Consider the following 15432-nt stretch of genomic DNA (forward strand, 5'->3'; position numbering starts at 1 on the left):
CATGGCAACAAGATTAAGAAAAACAAGACGACTTAGGGGAGGACGCCACATGGGATGGGGCCAAGTAGGTCAACATCGTGCAAGTGGTCACAAGGGTGGTCTTGGAGTTACTGGAATGATGAAACATCATTGGAGTACCACACTAAAAGAAGAACCAGATCATTATGGCCATGATTCAACTAAACCACCTCACCCAAATATTACCAAGAAATGGGCTAGCGTCCGTGATCTTGATGACTTGTTTACTAAGTTCGGTAAAGAAGAAGGAGGAAAAAAAGTCGTAGACCTTGAAAGTGCAGGATACGAGAAACTCCTTGGCGGCGGAAAAGTATCAAATGCTTATTCTGTCAAAGTCACACAGTATACTGCATCTGCAGAAGAGAAACTCAAAGCAGTTGGCGGCGAAGTTATCTCTGCTGCAAAAGAAAAAACTGATGGGGAAGAGGTAGTCACAGAAGATGGCTGAGGGTACAGTTACCACAATTATCCGAAAGGTCGTCTTTAAGGCAGAACCATATCTTCCTCAAGTTCCAAAACCAAAAAAGAAGATTCCATTATCCACTAGATTGCTCTGGTGTGGAGTTGCATTACTCATCTACATGGTAATGGGACAGACACCATTATTTGGTGCAACAACACCCGAATTTGACTTCCTCGCATTTGCTAGAGTAATTTTTGCATCACAACAAGGTACTCTTGTTGAATTAGGTATTGGGCCGATTGTAACAGCTGGACTTTTGATGCAGTTGTTGAGAGGTTCGGACATTCTCAAATTTGACTTTAAGAAACCGGAAGAAAGAGGTATCTTCCAAACCGCAACAAAGTTGGTAACTTATGTTGTAATTGTAGCTGAATCTATTGTATATGGTGTAGCTGTGTATGGTCCTGGAGTCGCAGATCCTAACATACTGTATGTCATGGTAGGGCAACTGATGGCAGCGTCGATTATTATCATGTTCTTAGACGAATTAATTCAGAAAGGTTGGGGACTTGGCAGTGGAATCAGTCTCTTCATTATGGCAGGTGTTGCTCAACAAATTCTATGGAGTCTGTTTAGCCCGTTACCAGCTGGTGATGGAGGAACGATTGGTATCATTCCGTACATTGGACAATCCATAATGGGAGGTGATCTCTCAAACATCATGTTCCGTTCAAACCAATTGCCGAGCATCTTTGGTCTGTGTCTGACAGCGGGTGTGATATTGATCCTTGTTTTCACACAAGGAATGAAGATTGAGATTCCAATTGTATCTACAAAGTACAGAGGATTCTCCGCAGTCTATCCAATTAAGATGATGTATGTCTCAAACATTCCCGTTATTTTAGCATCTGCACTTACTGCAAACGCCGTCTTTATCTTCCAGATGTTGTGGGCTAATGCGAACCCGCGTAACAATAATTTCTTTATGAATTTCATAGCGCAATTTGACCCGACGAGTCCGTCTACGCCAATTGGTGGTCTCATCTATTACATCACACCACCTAGAGGTCTAGATGTTGCAGCTTTGGATCCCGGACGTGCAGTTGGCTATGTTCTATTCATGATTGGAATTGTAATTGTATTTGGCAGGTTATGGGTAGAACTTGGTGGTCTTTCACCAAAGAGTGCAGCTCAAAACTTACTTGATGCAGATGTACAGATTCCTGGATTTAGAAGATCAAACAAACCAGTTGAAGCATTGTTGAACAAGTACATTCCATCAGTCACCATTATTGGCTCAGCTATTTTGGGTCTGTTAGCAGGAGCATCTGATGTTTTAGGTGTATTTGGTTCTGGTATCGGAGTTTTACTTATGGTAGATATTCTCATCAACTACTACACACAATTAGTTAGAGAACAAGTCGAAGTTGTAATGCCGCGTTTGGGTGCTTTACTTGGCAGAAAGTAAAAGAATAATCCTTGTTGGAATCCCTGGGGTTGGGAAGACTACTCTATTATCAAAAATTGTAGATCACATAAAAGATCATCAGAAAAGCGTTAGCGTTGTAAGTTATGGAACTTTGATGTTTGAGGTCGCAAAAGAAAATGGTCTTAATGACCGAGATGAATTACGAAAACTACCTATTGTAAAACAACAAGAATTACAAAAACTTGCAGCAGAAAAGATTGCAGCACACACTGAGGAAATTGTAATTATTGATACTCATGCATTTATCAGCTCTCCAGAAGGATATTATCCTGGGCTACCAGAACATGTTCTAAAAATCATCAAACCATCAAACTTTGTTTCAGTCTCTGCAAAACCTGAAGAAATCTATAGTCGAAGAATGAGTGATGATACCCGAAATCGAGACAAAATCACACTTGCAAATGTCAAAAAAGAACTAGACGTCCAATCAGGCATGATTTCGGCATGTGCAGTAATTACAGGCTCACCAGTCAAATACATCCTTAATCGTGAGGGAAAGGTTGATGAAGCAGCAGAAAAGATAATCAATTCATTAGGACTGTAAAAAATGGACTTTAACTTTATTCTACTATTTATCGAATCAATTCCACTCCAGTTTGATTTCTTTGGAGGTGAAAGGGGTGCACTAGGAAGTGATGACCCCATCGTCAAAGGATTGATTCTCTCAATGTTTGCAGTTACAGGATTTGGTATCTTGCTTAACATCTTTAATGCAGCAGTTAGAAAGAAGATGGTTGATCAAGTAAAACTGAAACGAATTATGAAAGAGACTCGTGGATGGCAAAAAGAAAGAATGGCTGCAATGAGAGCAAAAGATACTGCAAAGACTGCTGAACTTAACAAAAAATCTGCATACATGAACAAGATGTCAATGGAGATGATGCAGATGAACATGAGACCAATGATGATTACATTTGTTCCATTGATTTTGATATTTTATCTTGTATTGCCACAACTATTTGCTTACACTGTAGCAGTCTCTCCAATTCCTCTAAATGTAATCCCTGGAGATTTATTCCAACTAACATGCACTGCAGAACAAGCAGCAGACCCTGAACATGTTTGTACTACAGAAAATGCATTGTTCCTTTGGGCTTGGTATTTCTTGTCTTCAATTGCATTTAGTGGCATTATTATGAAGCTAACCAAAACCTCCATGGATCTCAGTTGACAAAATCCATAGTAATTTCAGGTCCTCCTGCAGTAGGAAAGACAACTGTTGCCAAAGGATTGGCAGAAGAATTTTCATTACAATATCTTAGTGGTGGTGATGTCCTCAAAGAGATGGCGCAAGAACAAGGATTTGATTCAGCAGGTGATGATTGGTGGGATACAGAAGACGGAATGAAGTTTCTTAATCAGCGAGAAGAGAATTCTGAATTTGACAAAAAACTAGATGAAAAACTAACTCAACTATTCAATGAGGGGGGTATGGTAATTACCAGTTACACTCTTCCTTGGCTAATCGAAGATGGAATCAGAATCTGGCTTGAAGGATCCCATGAGAGCAGCACAAAAAGAATGCAGACAAGAGACGACATGAGCCCTGAAGATGCATATCAAATTACGAAACAGCGATTTGACAAAAATAAGGCACTCTACAAGAAACTATATGATTTTGATTTTGGTGATGACAAATCTGTATTTGATGTTATAATTAACACTGACAATCTTACAGCACAACAAGTAATTGATGTTGCAAAAGAAACGGTGAGAAAATTACTATGACTCTAAAACAACTAGAGAATCTAATTGAAGTTGATCAAGACATTACTGATGATGGATACGGTACATACTATGATAAAAGAACAATAGAACAACTACTAAATTATGGAATTATTATTTTAGACAAACCGCCAGGACCTACAAGTCATGAGACAGTAGCTTGGACCAAAAGAATTCTCAAACTGCCTAAGATTGGACACAGTGGAACACTAGATCCACAAGTCTCAGGAGTCTTACCTTTGGGATTGGGTGAGGCAACTAAAGCATTAGGTGTGTTGCTCTTTGGACCAAAAGAATACCATGCGTTAGGTAGGGTGCATTCTCTTCCATCAAAAGAAAAACTTCATGAAGTAATTGAATCACTAACTGGAGAAATTTATCAAAAACCACCACAACGTTCTGCAGTAGTTAGACAAACAAGAACAAGAACAATCTATGAATTTGAAGTACTAGAACAAAAAGAAAGATTACTGTTAACTCGTGTACTATGTGAGGCTGGAACATACATCCGAAAACTCTACTATGATCTTGGTGAAATTCTAGGGCCCGGAGCCACTATGATTGAGCTTCGCAGAACTAGAGTTGATCAGTTCAGAGAAATCGATGGACTGGTAACTCTTCATGAGCTTGCAAATGCATTTGCATTGTGGGAAGAAAAGAAAGACGATTCTAAACTAAAGAGTATGATAAAACCTGTAGAATATGCACTAAGTGAATTAAAATCAGTTGTAATTCGTGATTCTGCAATTGATGCAATGTGTCATGGTGCACAACTTGCAATTCCTGGAATTTTACAGATATCTCCAAATTTGAAAAAAGGTGACATTGTTGGTATTTACACTCAGAAAGGAGAAGCAGTGGCATTAGCAGAAGCAACAATGTCTGGTCAAGAAATTCAAGATGCAGTAAAGGGATATGCATTTGAAACAAAGAGAATAATCATGGCTCCAAACACTTATCCTAAAAAATGGAGAACAAAACCAACTTCTAAAGAATAAGAAATTGCTCTCAAAAAGTCTAGTTATCTTTGTTGGAATTGGAATAATCTCTGGATTATTATTTGGAGTCTATCTGATTGATGTGAAAAACACCAGTCAACTTGTTTACGTTGAGGGTGCTGGCATTTCAATTGTAACTGAAAAATTTGATTTTAAGAAAGGCGAAGAGATTAAAATCAAAATTATAAACACTGGAACTGTACCACTAACATTTTCTGATGCATCATATGGATTGCGAATTACGGGACTTTCTGGAATACTGATGTATACTCCAACATCTGTACAAGTAGAATCAGAACTAAAACCAAATGATGAGATTGAATTTTCATGGGATCAAATCAAAAATGACGGTGATGATGCTTTAGAAGGTCTTTACAAGATTTCAGTAAACGGTTTTGATCCAATAGGGGACAAAGTAGAACGTTCAACCACTGTGACAATTTGGAAGTAGTAACACAATTTATAATCAGATTCTAAAAACTAGATTTGTCGCAAGACTTGTGCCGGGGTCGCCTAGCCTGGTAGGGCGCGCGCCTGGAAATTGTTAACCATAAAGCGCGTTCTCGCAAGGGAACGGGAGTTCAAATCTCCCTCCCGGCGCCATTTATTTAAAAAAATAATCATAATGTGAAAATCTAATTTTATTCCTAGATATTTGGTATTGTTGCAGAATTTTAAATTAATCTAAATCTCCATATTGATTTTCTAGATTAGTAAAAACCCGTGTCCATTAAATACGGAAAACTCCCTAAACTAAACATGTCAAAGAGAATTACTTTACTTATTGATGATGAACTTTACAAAAAATTACGAGTAAAACAAGCTGCTGAAATAAAGAAATCTGCAACAGCTGTTAGTTTTTCTAAAACAGTTACTGATATTTTAAAAAAACATGTTTAAAGATCTGGTAATCATTTGGAAAATCCCCTTTATACTAAAAACATCGTTTCTCTCTCATGAACAAATATCTGATACCAATTATTGCAATTGCGATTGTTGGACCTGTATCTATATTTGCAATATCTCCTTACTTTACAGAATCTAGTATTGATGAGGCATTGCCTACTGGTGCAGTTGTTCAACCTATGATGGAGGAAACTATGATGGAGGAAACTATGATGGAGGAAACTATGATGGAGGAAACTATGATGGAGGAAACTATGATGGAGGAAACTATGATGGAGGAAACTATGATGGAGGAAACTATGATGGAGGAAACTATGATGGAGGAAACTATGATGGAGGAAACTATGATGGAAAAGATGGTTCCTGTTTCTTATTCTGGAACTTTTATTGGTGTAGGTGATGGAATTCATGACGCACAAGGTGATGCATATACTATTCCTCTTGAAGATGGTAGCAATATCTTACGATTAGAGAATTTCAAATCCACTAATGGTCCTGATTTGTATGTCTACTTGGCAACTGATGATAATGCCTCAGAGTTTTTGAATCTAGGTGAACTCAAAGCAAACAAGGGTAATCAAAATTATGAGATTCCTGATGATGCTGATTTGACCAAATACAACAAAGTTTTGATTTGGTGTCAAGCATTTAGCGTGTTGTTTGGTAGTGCAGAACTATCATAACACTACTTTTTTTCTATTTTTTCGATAATTTCAGAGAATTTCCATGGACCGCACTGTGCATCATTAGTTTCACTTGAAAATAACCCTGATTTGTGGAGGTGATTTACAATATGTGCTGCAAATGGCAATGCTCCTGTTGCTCCAGGTGAATTGTAATTTAGAATGTGAAATGATGCTTCGTCATCAAGTAAAATCACATCTGGCTCAAATTTTCCTTTCTCATTAATTATTGATGAGCGAATACCTGCTGTTCCCTTCTCTACAATTTTTTCTGGATCAATTTTTGGCAAGAATCTTTTTACCCTTTCAACCATTGTTGATTTTGACATTGATGATTGTATCTCATTCATTGCAAGTTCTTGAAATTGTTTGTCAAAGATTGCCTTTCTTGCACCTGAACCTAACATCTCTAACATCTTTGGAACAAACTCTTTGATGTTCTCAGCTTTGTTATACCCATATGGACTAAAAACAGGAACTGCATTTGGTCCTATCTCACAACTTCCATCAACTCGAATAATCCAATGTGGATCCAAGAATGGATAATCTGGAAATTCTGGTACTGAATAGATGCTAGTTTTAGTTAATTTGTTGTATTGTTTTGGTGCCTTCCAATATTCTCCTCTAAAATGAACATCCGTAAGTTCTGTTGCTACTCCAACATTATGTGCAATATCTACTGCCTCTCCACCTGCAGCATTGATTAAAAATTCTGTAAAAATTTCATGTTCTTCATTTAGTGTGATTTTCCATTTTCCATTTTCTTTTTTTGTCTCTGTAACTTTGGTATCTAAAAGAAATGTTGTTCCATTATCCTTACTGTCTTTCATTAGTGATTCTGTATATGCAGAATAATCTGCTGAGCCATCTCTGTAAACATAAAGTGCAGCTTCACATTTTATCTCTGGTTCTATTTTTTTAATTTCTGACTTGTCCATCAACTCAATATCGTTTTCTTCTAATCCGTTTTGTTTTGCCCATCTGAGATATTTTTCTAAAACTTTGATTCCTTTTCTATCTAGTGCAACTTCTATTACTCCATCTTTTTTAAATGGTAAATCATGTAGTTTGGAATATTTTTCCCACATGTCGAATCCGTGAAATGCTGCATTTGCAAACAGCTTCTTTTTTTCAGGATTGTATAGGTAAGGTGCATGTACTTTGCCTGTATTTCTACCGCTTGTATGAAATGCAACATTTTGTGCTTGCTCTATTACTGCTACTTTTTTTGATTTGTTTAGAAATGATAGGAAATAGGACAGAGATGTGCCAAGAATCCCTCCACCAATAATTACAACATCAAAATTATGTGCCAATTGTTTTCAATCTGATTTTGTTTTAGTTGATAATAAATGGAATCAATAACAATCAAGGTTAATATCTAATAGATTCAAAATCAAACCATGTTACCTGACAAGTGTTCTGTTAGCAAAGAAGGAAAACAGTGCCCCAGTCCACCTGAATTTATCGTATCAATTGTGGATGGAAAAGATGAGTATATGGTTGGTGTAACATGTGGCAGACACAAACAGATTGTCTCTGGAAAAATTGGATTTTTACAAAAAGAAGGTAAAATCCATGAAGGAAAAATCACTTTTTCGCCTGTAAAAGCAGTTGGAACTGATTGTATTCATGGAGATGAGGATGATTTTGTCCAAATTGATATGAATCGAAGTAAAAATTGAAATAATTTCTAGTCTTTTTAAAAATATTGCTTTTTGAGTTACTATCTGATATTGTAAAAGTTGAGAATGTCTTGTTTGTTGTAAAAAGTGAAGGTGCAACAAGTGAGGTGCGAAGTCCTTTAAGCATTAGACAAAAAGAGAAGTGGATTACATTGGGTGAAAATGATGATCCTGCACACATGCATGTTGATTCAGAATTGATTAGCCATGCAGAATTTGTACAAGAAGAAAAACCAGAGCGTACAAGTTTTAGTGTAAGATTTTACAATAAAGACAATCAAAGAGTCTTGGCAGCATTTTTTACAAAAATGTATGATGACTCTAAAACATTAATTCCTGAACGGAAAAAAATGTACAATGAACTAAACCAAAAGTTTTCTTCTAAAATTAATTTTTAAAAAAAGCCTTGTCTGAAAAAGACAAGGAGAAAAAATATTATTCTTGAGATTTCTTCTTCTTTTCTTTTTCAGATTGTAGTTTAGCTAATTCTAATTCTTCGTTTGTATGTTTGAATTTTTTCAATCTAACTATTATCTACCGTTTAGATATAAAAACTCCACATTTCTTTTGACAGTAGCTTGGGCGTGAAATTCAATATCCTACTGAGTAGATCGGTTTTTTCTCATTCATCCCTAAATTGAGATTTTTTACAGTAATTTCAGCCATTTTAGTTCTTGTCTCTTTAGTCGAACTTCCAATATGTGGGGCTAACACCACATTTTGTAATTTTACGAGAGGGTGATTCTTACCTATTGGTTCTTGTTCAAAAACATCTAGCCCTGCACCTGCAATGATTTTTTTCTTTAAAGCAGTAACTAGATCCTTTTCATTGATTACTCTGCCTCTTGATGTATTAACCAAAAATGATGTATTTTTCATCTTTCTAAATATTTTGGTGTTAAACATCTTGTCTGTCTCTTTTGTGTGTGGAACATGAATTGAAATTATGTCGCTATGTGATATTAGCCTCTCAAATGAGACATATTTTACTCCTAGGGATTTTTCTTTAGATTTTGATATGCGATTTCTGTTGTGATAAATTATCCTCATATCAAATGCTTTTGCTCTTTTTGCAAGTGTCTGTCCGATTCTTCCTAATCCTAAAATTCCAAGTGTCTTATTTTGCAAATCTAGTCCTATATAGTCATGTGCACCATAGATTACTTTCCATTTTCCATTGCGAATGATTCTGTCCCCTTCTGAAATTCTTCTTAATGAATCAAGTAATAATGAAAAAGCTAAATCTGCTGTTGCATCAGTTAAGACTTCGGGAGTATACCCTACTCTGATCTTTTTTTCTTTTGCATATTTTGTATCAATATGATCAAAACCTACACTATAGGTACTAATGACTTTGAGATTTTTTGCCAAGTCTATTGTCTCTTTGTTAATTGTATCATATGGAAAACAGATCAATCCATCTACGTCTTTAATTTTTGATCGCAACTTTGTTTGAGGAATTGGAATCTTTCCACGATGAATTTCGATTTGATATTTTTTCTTTAACTCCTTTAAAGCAAAATCATGAAGTGTTCTTGTTAGAAATACTTTCTTTCTCATAAACATGAGATTTATCTCAAACCATTTATACGATTTCTTTCTAAATTCTTTATGTCTTCTGAGGCAAAAGAGGAAGAGGAATTTGCAATTTGTGTAGAATGTGGAAATTCTATTGAAAAATGTGTTTGTGTCTGTCCTTATTGCGGAGAGCGAGATGAATGCAAATGTGCATTATTTGATGCGGCAACTGGAGGATAAGAATTTGGTAAAACTGACTATTACTATTCATTTCATAGGTGATTTACTATGAGTTCTACTGACTTTACATGGCTTATTGGAGGTCCCCAAGGCAGTGGTGTTGAATCTGGTGCTAACATATTCTCCAGAGTATGCGCTGAGATGGGATACCAAGTATTTGGAAAGAGAGAATTTTACTCTAACATCAAAGGTGAACACAGCTACTTTACAGTAAGAATTGCTGATCAAAAAATCCATTCAAATGTAAATGATGTAACGTTAATGGCATCCTTTGATGCTGAAACTATCTTCCGTCACTATGATGAAGTGATTTCTGGTGGTGGAATAATTTATGATTCTGATCTTGAGGACACAACTACTGACAAAGTCCATACATTTGATGCACCATTCAGAGAACGATTACACAAGGAACTAGAATCCAAAAACAAACCATTTTCTATTGCTGGTGTTTTAGAGATTGCAAAAGAAAACGGTGCAAAACTATACCCTGTATCCTTTAAAGCAATTCTTGAAGCACTAGCAGAAGAAACTGAAAATCCTCGTCTAAAGGGATTAATTCGAATGTTCAATGTAATTGGTGTTTCTTTGTCATTGGGATTAGTCAAGATGCCTCCTGACTCTTTGCAAAAAACAATTGGAACAATTTTCTCAAAGAAACAAGAGATTGCAAAAATTAATCAACAGACTGCAAACTATTCTTACAATTACGCCACTGCAAAGTTTGATGAATTCAATCACACTTTAACTGGAACTCAAAAAGAACCCGGAACTCTTTTGGTTCAAGGATTTCAAGGAACTGCATTAGGAAAGATGGCATGTGGTTGTAGGATGCAACCTTACTATCCAATCACTCCCGCTTCAGATGAATCTGTATTTTTAGAATCAAATGAAATCTTGGAAATAATTGATGATCGTCCTGGTTCTACTGCAGTCATTCAAACTGAAGATGAGATTTGTGCCATGGGTATGACTATTGGAAGTGCTTTAACTGGAACTCGTTCTGCAACTTGTACCTCTGGTCCTGGATTTGCCTTGATGACTGAAATGCTAGGTTGGGCAGGCATAAACGAGGTGCCTGTAGTAATTACAAACTATCAGCGAAGTGGACCTTCAACTGGTCTGCCAACTAGACATGGACAAGATGATTTGTTATTTTCAGTTTTTGCAGGACACGGAGATTTTCCAAAAATAGTATATGCTTCAGGTGATGTTGAGGAGAGTTTCTATGATACTGGAAATGTTTTCAATTATGCAGATGTCTTTCAAGTTCCAGTAATTCATTTGATGGATAAATTCATTGCAAGTTCTGTTGTAACATGTAATCGATTTGATCCATCTAAAATTTCTATTAATCGAGGAAAACTCTTAGACAAAGTTGAAGATGGATATGAGAGATTTGCATTTACTGATGATGGGATATCTCCTCGTTCTAGATTGGGAATTGATAACGGGATATTTTGGGATACTGGTGATGAATCTGATGAAAAAGGACACATCACAGAAGATCCAATTTTACGTGTAAAGATGATGGATAAGAGAATGTCTCGTCTTGATTTGATTCTAAAAGAAATTTCAGATGTAGAAAAGGCTGTATCATTTGGTGTTGAAGAGTATACCATAATTTCATGGGGTTCGGCAAAGGGACCCATACTTGATGCAATTGAGATGCTCAAAAAAGAAGGAATTTCTATTGGATTTGTACAACTAAAGCTATTGCATCCATTTCCTGGTGAATATGTTACATCTTTACTAAAAGATGCAAAGACAATCATTGATGTTGAGGCAAATCATTCCGCACAACTAGGAAAACTATTCAAACAAAATGTGAATAGAGACATTGATTATTCTATCTTAAAATACACTGGTAGGGCAATGACTAGTACTGAAGTTTATGATTCACTTAAGAAAATTGTTGAAAACAAGGCAAACAAAAGGGAGGTTTTGATGCATGGCGCTTAAGATGGCTGATTTTAAGACTGATGTACATAATGATTGGTGCCCTGGCTGTGGTGATTTTGGAATTGTTAATGCTATTCAAATGGCTCTAGCTGAAATGGGAGTAGAGCGAGACAAGACTGCCATATTTTCTGGAATTGGTTGTTCTGGAAAAACATCTCACTACATCAATACTTATGGTGTTCACACTCTACATGGACGAGTCTTGACATTTGCACAAGGTGCAAAAATTGCAAATCCTGAGATGACCATAGTTGCAGTTGGTGGTGATGGTGATGGTTTAGGAATTGGTGCGGGCCATTTTGTTGCAGCAGGAAGACGTAATGTCAACATGACATACATTATCTTTGATAATGGAGTTTATGGATTAACAAAAGGACAAGCATCCCCTACATTAAAACTCGGAGAGCAAACAAAATCACTCCCATCCCCAAACACCAATTACAATGTTAATCCGATCGGATTGGCAGTTGCAAGTGGATTTACATTTGTTGCACGAGGTTATTCTTATGATGTAAGACACCTCAAAGATTTGATTGTGCAAGCAGTAAATCACAAAGGACTATCATTTTTGGATGTTTTACAACCCTGTCCGACTTACAATGATCTTAACACAAGAGATTGGTATGCTGGGAAAGATTTGATGGATGAAGCTCAAAAGAGACATTCAAGAATTTACAAACTAGAAGAGCATGGATATGATCCTGTTGTCCATTATAATGAAGAAGCAGAAGTCAATGAAAGATTGACTCAGGCTCTAATCAAATCACTTGAATGGGGAAACAAAATTCCAATTGGAGTATTTTACAAAAATGAAATCATTACCCCTTACACTGTTAGATTAAGAGACAAAATTCCAAATTATCTGGAAAATCCTCCTGCAAAACAAAACATTGCAAAAAACGGATTCTCTAATACGAATATCTCACATATCTTAGACTCACTTGAAGTCTAGTTGTTTTCAAAACCAAATAGGTTATAGGCAAGTTTTGTAGAAGTGTATTTTGCATTTGAATATTAACGAGGCAAATACTATCTTTAGAAAATCAATCATCAAGGGTTTTTTTGAACCCCAACTGGTAAACCTGGATTTTAAAAAATCATCAATAAAACATCCTGCAATAAATGATAATGGTCTTATGCAATCTGATTTGCTTCATATCTTCTTTGATGTAGAGACTGGTGCTGATTATCCTGATGGTGATGAATGGTTTATTGTCGACATGTTATTTCCACATGATGTTAAATTACCTGACAACCTGAAGGGTACTGATTATTTTACAACTCTTTCAGTAGAAGATGGAAAGACATACTGGCATCATCGTGAGTTAATTCGCTACAAATATGGAAAATCAAAAAAACTTGAAAATGCTTTGGAATTTTTAGAATCAAAATACAAAGAACTACATGAATTACTAGAGCCACTACAAAAAGATCTTAGTTGATCTCTTTCCAAACATCTCCTTTAAATGAAAATTGTTTTTGTGTAGATGCTGCTGTGTTTAGTCTCCATCTAATTGATTTTGAATCAAACTTGTAGTACACTTCTGTTACTTCTGATGGAATCTTCTGCGGATCAAGATGATATGGCAATAATTCTAAAACAGAATCAATCTTTTCTACAGCATTATCAAACCATTGTTTGTCTTCAGTGTCAACTGTAAATCCAATCTTTGGACTGCCTGAGAAATTAATTACAATCTTAATTGCATTACCACTACCTCGTCTTCTCTTCATCTCTTTGAAAACTGCCTTGACTTTTTCCCAACGCTTAAAATCAAACCACTCAAAAAACGCATCATTGAATGTAAGTGGTATATTTACATCCAAGAAACTCACAAAATCCTCGTCATCTGCCTCTATCTCTTCTTGATTTATGGTAAAATGAGAATTTAGAAATCCATACAATACTTCTATCTCCCATGGTGAAATTCCATAGTATCGTAATGTTGTAGTCAGAGATTCTGTCAATAATTACTAGTCTCAAAAATTGTAATTAAAGCTTCAACATACCAAAACTAGAAGAAATTGACCTTAAAATTAAAATTAGATGGAGCGTCAGTCACTTTAGATATGAAAAAAGAGTATGTAGTAAGAAGTATTGATGCTGCCCCTGATGGCGCACCATATGTCATTGTATCCTTATCTTCTGTAAAAGATCTTAAAGAAGGGACACAAAACCCTCAATCTCCTTTTGGAAGTCCAAAAGTTATGGGATTTTCAAACATGAATGATATGATGAAAGATCTCAACAAAATGCTTTCTGGAATGGGCGGTGGAATGGGAATGCAAAGTGGCATTACTCAACTAAAACTAGAGATGCATGAATACAAAGAGATGGGTCTCTCTGTTGGAGATAAGGTCTTTTTAGAATTAAGTAAAGCAGAATCTCTTGGCGTTTAGTCTTTAGAGTATTGTATTGAAATATTTCCAACCATAAAATGCTGCAACAGTTCCAATGACAAATAACATTGGCTTCCATGCAAATACTGGAAGTGCTGGAGTTGCAAGTTTTACTTTGTAGTTATCTACAATTGCATGGACATTTTTCTTAATTTTGTCATGCCAAATGGAATATTCAACTTGATATTTTTTTAGAATATCTTCTACTTCATAAACAACTGGAGTTCTTTGTGAAAACAAGTGCTGAAGATAATCTCTTGACACTTCTACTTCTGCATGAATTCCAATTAGTCCTTTTTTGAGATCTACCATTCTTACATGCATCTCCCATGGTTTCTTTAGTTTCAAATTAAGACCATTTCCTATTTGGTCAGGTTGTTTGTGTTCGAATTTTACCTTGGTAAATCCCTCTTCTATGAAAATCTTCATCAACTCATCAAAACTCTTCTTTACAACGACATGAAGTTGTTCTACTCCTTCTTTACTATCCACATCTATCTTGTGTTTTAATCCATCAAGAAATGATACTGTCTTTGGATATGTTGTAAGATATTCCAATATTTTGGTGGACAAAATACCTCTATTTAAAGCAGAACAACAACATTACTGGTTTTTTGGTGGATTTGATAGACCTCTAACATACACGCATTGATCTGGATCTATTGCCATCTCTGAAGAATCTATTTTTCTATCCGTAAGAGATGCGCCAGAGTTTCTAACTATTGCAAATGGTTTTGATTCTGCACCTTCGCCCATTTTGTGATTTGCAATTGTTGCCAAATTATCTACAACTGCCTGAAATGTTACTTTGAGTGGATTGCCATCAAGATCTTTTTTTGACCTCATATCTAATACTGGTTCAATACCTGCACAAGCAATTGCAACACCAGATGTTCCAATTCTTGCAGGCATTAATCTACTATCTGCTAAAATAACCCCAACATGAATTGACATTTTCAAAAATATCTTTCTTCGAAGTTGCTCTGCTACCAAATATGGGTTTTCTGGATAAAGAATCACTTTGCCTTTTTTTGCATTAGATTTGTCAATTCCTGCATTAGGTGCCATGATGTTATCTGATGATGTAATAACAAATCCTCCAATCCCTCCAAAAATTTTATCTGATTCTCTAATTACAACTTCAGCAATCTCTGGTTTTAGTTGATATTTTTTTGAGACATCTAGTCCTTCATCTGAAATTTGAATATTCTCAAGATCTACAATTCTTCCTTGAGAGTTTGAGATGTATTTTGTTGAAATTACTAAAACATCCCCATCTTCTAGTTTTGTCTTGTTTTTTCCCAATGTCTTCAAAAAGACCTCAAAAACATCAAATTCCCCATTCATTCTGTCTGCTAAAAGTGGTAAAACGGTTAACTGCACAATACTGTGAGTGTTCTTTTTCTTT

The 15432-nt window shown here is 35.8% G+C and carries 21 protein-coding genes and 1 tRNA gene; 17 read left to right on the forward strand and 5 right to left on the reverse strand.

What is annotated here, in order from left to right; genetic code table 11:
- Window position 1: 1 nt before the first annotated feature.
- The 10 genes from ACQY2P_RS00475 to ACQY2P_RS00520 all read left to right on the forward strand — a co-directional run bounded on the left by ACQY2P_RS00475 (window position 2) and on the right by ACQY2P_RS00520 (window position 6222).
- Complete coding sequence (locus ACQY2P_RS00475) at window positions 2–466, forward strand: uL15 family ribosomal protein (protein WP_428326476.1); 465 nt, start codon at window positions 2–4, stop codon at window positions 464–466.
- Window positions 459–1889: a preprotein translocase subunit SecY gene (secY, locus tag ACQY2P_RS00480; protein WP_048079194.1), complete on the forward strand. Its 1431-nt coding sequence runs from the start codon at window positions 459–461 to the stop codon at window positions 1887–1889. The genes ACQY2P_RS00475 and secY overlap by 8 nt, the downstream gene beginning before the upstream one ends.
- On the forward strand, window positions 1876–2454 hold the full coding sequence (locus ACQY2P_RS00485; RefSeq protein WP_428326477.1) for an adenylate kinase: 579 nt from the start codon (window positions 1876–1878) through the stop codon (window positions 2452–2454). Before secY ends, ACQY2P_RS00485 begins: the two co-directional genes overlap by 14 nt.
- 3 nt (window positions 2455–2457) lie before the next feature.
- On the forward strand, window positions 2458–3081 hold the full coding sequence (locus ACQY2P_RS00490; RefSeq protein ID WP_428326478.1) for an EMC3/TMCO1 family protein: 624 nt from the start codon (window positions 2458–2460) through the stop codon (window positions 3079–3081).
- Window positions 3078–3638 carry an AAA family ATPase gene (locus tag ACQY2P_RS00495; protein WP_428326479.1) on the forward strand — a complete coding sequence of 187 codons (561 nt, stop codon included), beginning with the start codon at window positions 3078–3080 and terminating at the stop codon, window positions 3636–3638. The genes ACQY2P_RS00490 and ACQY2P_RS00495 overlap by 4 nt, the downstream gene beginning before the upstream one ends.
- The gene (locus tag ACQY2P_RS00500; RefSeq protein ID WP_428326480.1) at window positions 3635–4633 is read left to right on the forward strand and encodes an RNA-guided pseudouridylation complex pseudouridine synthase subunit Cbf5; all 999 of its coding nucleotides are present in this window, start codon (window positions 3635–3637) and stop codon (window positions 4631–4633) included. Before ACQY2P_RS00495 ends, ACQY2P_RS00500 begins: the two co-directional genes overlap by 4 nt.
- 4 nt (window positions 4634–4637) lie before the next feature.
- Window positions 4638–5084: a hypothetical protein gene (locus ACQY2P_RS00505; RefSeq protein WP_428326481.1), complete on the forward strand. Its 447-nt coding sequence runs from the start codon at window positions 4638–4640 to the stop codon at window positions 5082–5084.
- 51 nt (window positions 5085–5135) lie between these two features.
- A tRNA-Ser gene (locus tag ACQY2P_RS00510) sits at window positions 5136–5236 on the forward strand.
- Between the two features lie 156 nt (window positions 5237–5392).
- Window positions 5393–5533, forward strand: coding sequence for a hypothetical protein (locus tag ACQY2P_RS00515; protein WP_428326482.1), 141 nt, complete (start codon window positions 5393–5395; stop codon window positions 5531–5533).
- 56 nt (window positions 5534–5589) lie between these two features.
- Window positions 5590–6222 (forward strand): DM13 domain-containing protein, encoded by a 633-nt coding sequence (locus ACQY2P_RS00520; protein WP_428326483.1) that lies wholly within the window; start codon window positions 5590–5592, stop codon window positions 6220–6222.
- Window positions 6223–6224: 2 nt separating this feature from the next.
- On the opposite strand, the gene ACQY2P_RS00525 is transcribed toward ACQY2P_RS00520, so the two are convergent.
- Window positions 6225–7538 (reverse strand): NAD(P)/FAD-dependent oxidoreductase, encoded by a 1314-nt coding sequence (locus tag ACQY2P_RS00525; protein ID WP_428326484.1) that lies wholly within the window; start codon window positions 7536–7538, stop codon window positions 6225–6227.
- An 87-nt stretch (window positions 7539–7625) separates the two neighbouring features.
- Here ACQY2P_RS00525 and ACQY2P_RS00530 point away from each other — a divergent pair, with 87 nt between their 5' ends.
- Window positions 7626–7907, forward strand: coding sequence for a hypothetical protein (locus ACQY2P_RS00530; protein WP_428326485.1), 282 nt, complete (start codon window positions 7626–7628; stop codon window positions 7905–7907).
- A 26-nt stretch (window positions 7908–7933) separates the two neighbouring features.
- The gene (locus ACQY2P_RS00535) at window positions 7934–8305 is read left to right on the forward strand and encodes a ChuX/HutX family heme-like substrate-binding protein (RefSeq protein WP_428326486.1); all 372 of its coding nucleotides are present in this window, start codon (window positions 7934–7936) and stop codon (window positions 8303–8305) included.
- 193 nt (window positions 8306–8498) lie between these two features.
- On the opposite strand, the gene ACQY2P_RS00540 is transcribed toward ACQY2P_RS00535, so the two are convergent.
- Complete coding sequence (locus tag ACQY2P_RS00540; RefSeq protein WP_428326487.1) at window positions 8499–9467, reverse strand: 2-hydroxyacid dehydrogenase; 969 nt, start codon at window positions 9465–9467, stop codon at window positions 8499–8501.
- Between the two features lie 51 nt (window positions 9468–9518).
- Here ACQY2P_RS00540 and ACQY2P_RS00545 point away from each other — a divergent pair, with 51 nt between their 5' ends.
- The 4 genes from ACQY2P_RS00545 to ACQY2P_RS00560 are packed head-to-tail and all read left to right on the forward strand — an operon-like array spanning window position 9519 to window position 13066.
- On the forward strand, window positions 9519–9665 hold the full coding sequence (locus tag ACQY2P_RS00545; protein WP_182126628.1) for a hypothetical protein: 147 nt from the start codon (window positions 9519–9521) through the stop codon (window positions 9663–9665).
- 48 nt (window positions 9666–9713) lie between these two features.
- Window positions 9714–11624 (forward strand): 2-oxoacid:ferredoxin oxidoreductase subunit alpha, encoded by a 1911-nt coding sequence (locus ACQY2P_RS00550; RefSeq protein ID WP_428326488.1) that lies wholly within the window; start codon window positions 9714–9716, stop codon window positions 11622–11624.
- A 1-nt stretch (window position 11625) separates the two neighbouring features.
- A complete protein-coding gene (locus ACQY2P_RS00555) occupies window positions 11626–12576 on the forward strand; it encodes a 2-oxoacid:ferredoxin oxidoreductase subunit beta (RefSeq protein ID WP_428326489.1) in 951 nt (316 codons plus the stop codon).
- 49 nt (window positions 12577–12625) lie between these two features.
- Window positions 12626–13066, forward strand: a complete 441-nt coding sequence (locus tag ACQY2P_RS00560) for a hypothetical protein (protein ID WP_428326490.1) — start codon at window positions 12626–12628, stop codon at window positions 13064–13066.
- On the opposite strand, the gene ACQY2P_RS00565 is transcribed toward ACQY2P_RS00560, so the two are convergent.
- Window positions 13059–13592 (reverse strand): hypothetical protein, encoded by a 534-nt coding sequence (locus tag ACQY2P_RS00565; protein ID WP_428326491.1) that lies wholly within the window; start codon window positions 13590–13592, stop codon window positions 13059–13061. The two genes, ACQY2P_RS00560 and ACQY2P_RS00565, sit on opposite strands and share 8 nt — an antisense overlap.
- A 102-nt stretch (window positions 13593–13694) precedes the next feature.
- Here ACQY2P_RS00565 and ACQY2P_RS00570 point away from each other — a divergent pair, with 102 nt between their 5' ends.
- The gene (locus tag ACQY2P_RS00570) at window positions 13695–14024 is read left to right on the forward strand and encodes a hypothetical protein (protein ID WP_428326492.1); all 330 of its coding nucleotides are present in this window, start codon (window positions 13695–13697) and stop codon (window positions 14022–14024) included.
- A gap of 3 nt (window positions 14025–14027) precedes the next feature.
- Here the strand turns inward: ACQY2P_RS00570 and ACQY2P_RS00575 are convergent, their stop codons facing one another.
- Window positions 14028–14582, reverse strand: coding sequence for a hypothetical protein (locus tag ACQY2P_RS00575; RefSeq protein ID WP_428326493.1), 555 nt, complete (start codon window positions 14580–14582; stop codon window positions 14028–14030).
- 45 nt (window positions 14583–14627) lie between these two features.
- Window positions 14628–15407, reverse strand: a complete 780-nt coding sequence (locus tag ACQY2P_RS00580; RefSeq protein ID WP_428326494.1) for a coenzyme F420-0:L-glutamate ligase — start codon at window positions 15405–15407, stop codon at window positions 14628–14630.
- Between the last annotated feature and the right edge of the window lie 25 nt (window positions 15408–15432).

This window comes from Candidatus Nitrosopumilus sp., assembly GCF_965262695.1.
GTDB lineage: Archaea > Thermoproteota > Nitrososphaeria > Nitrososphaerales > Nitrosopumilaceae > Nitrosopumilus.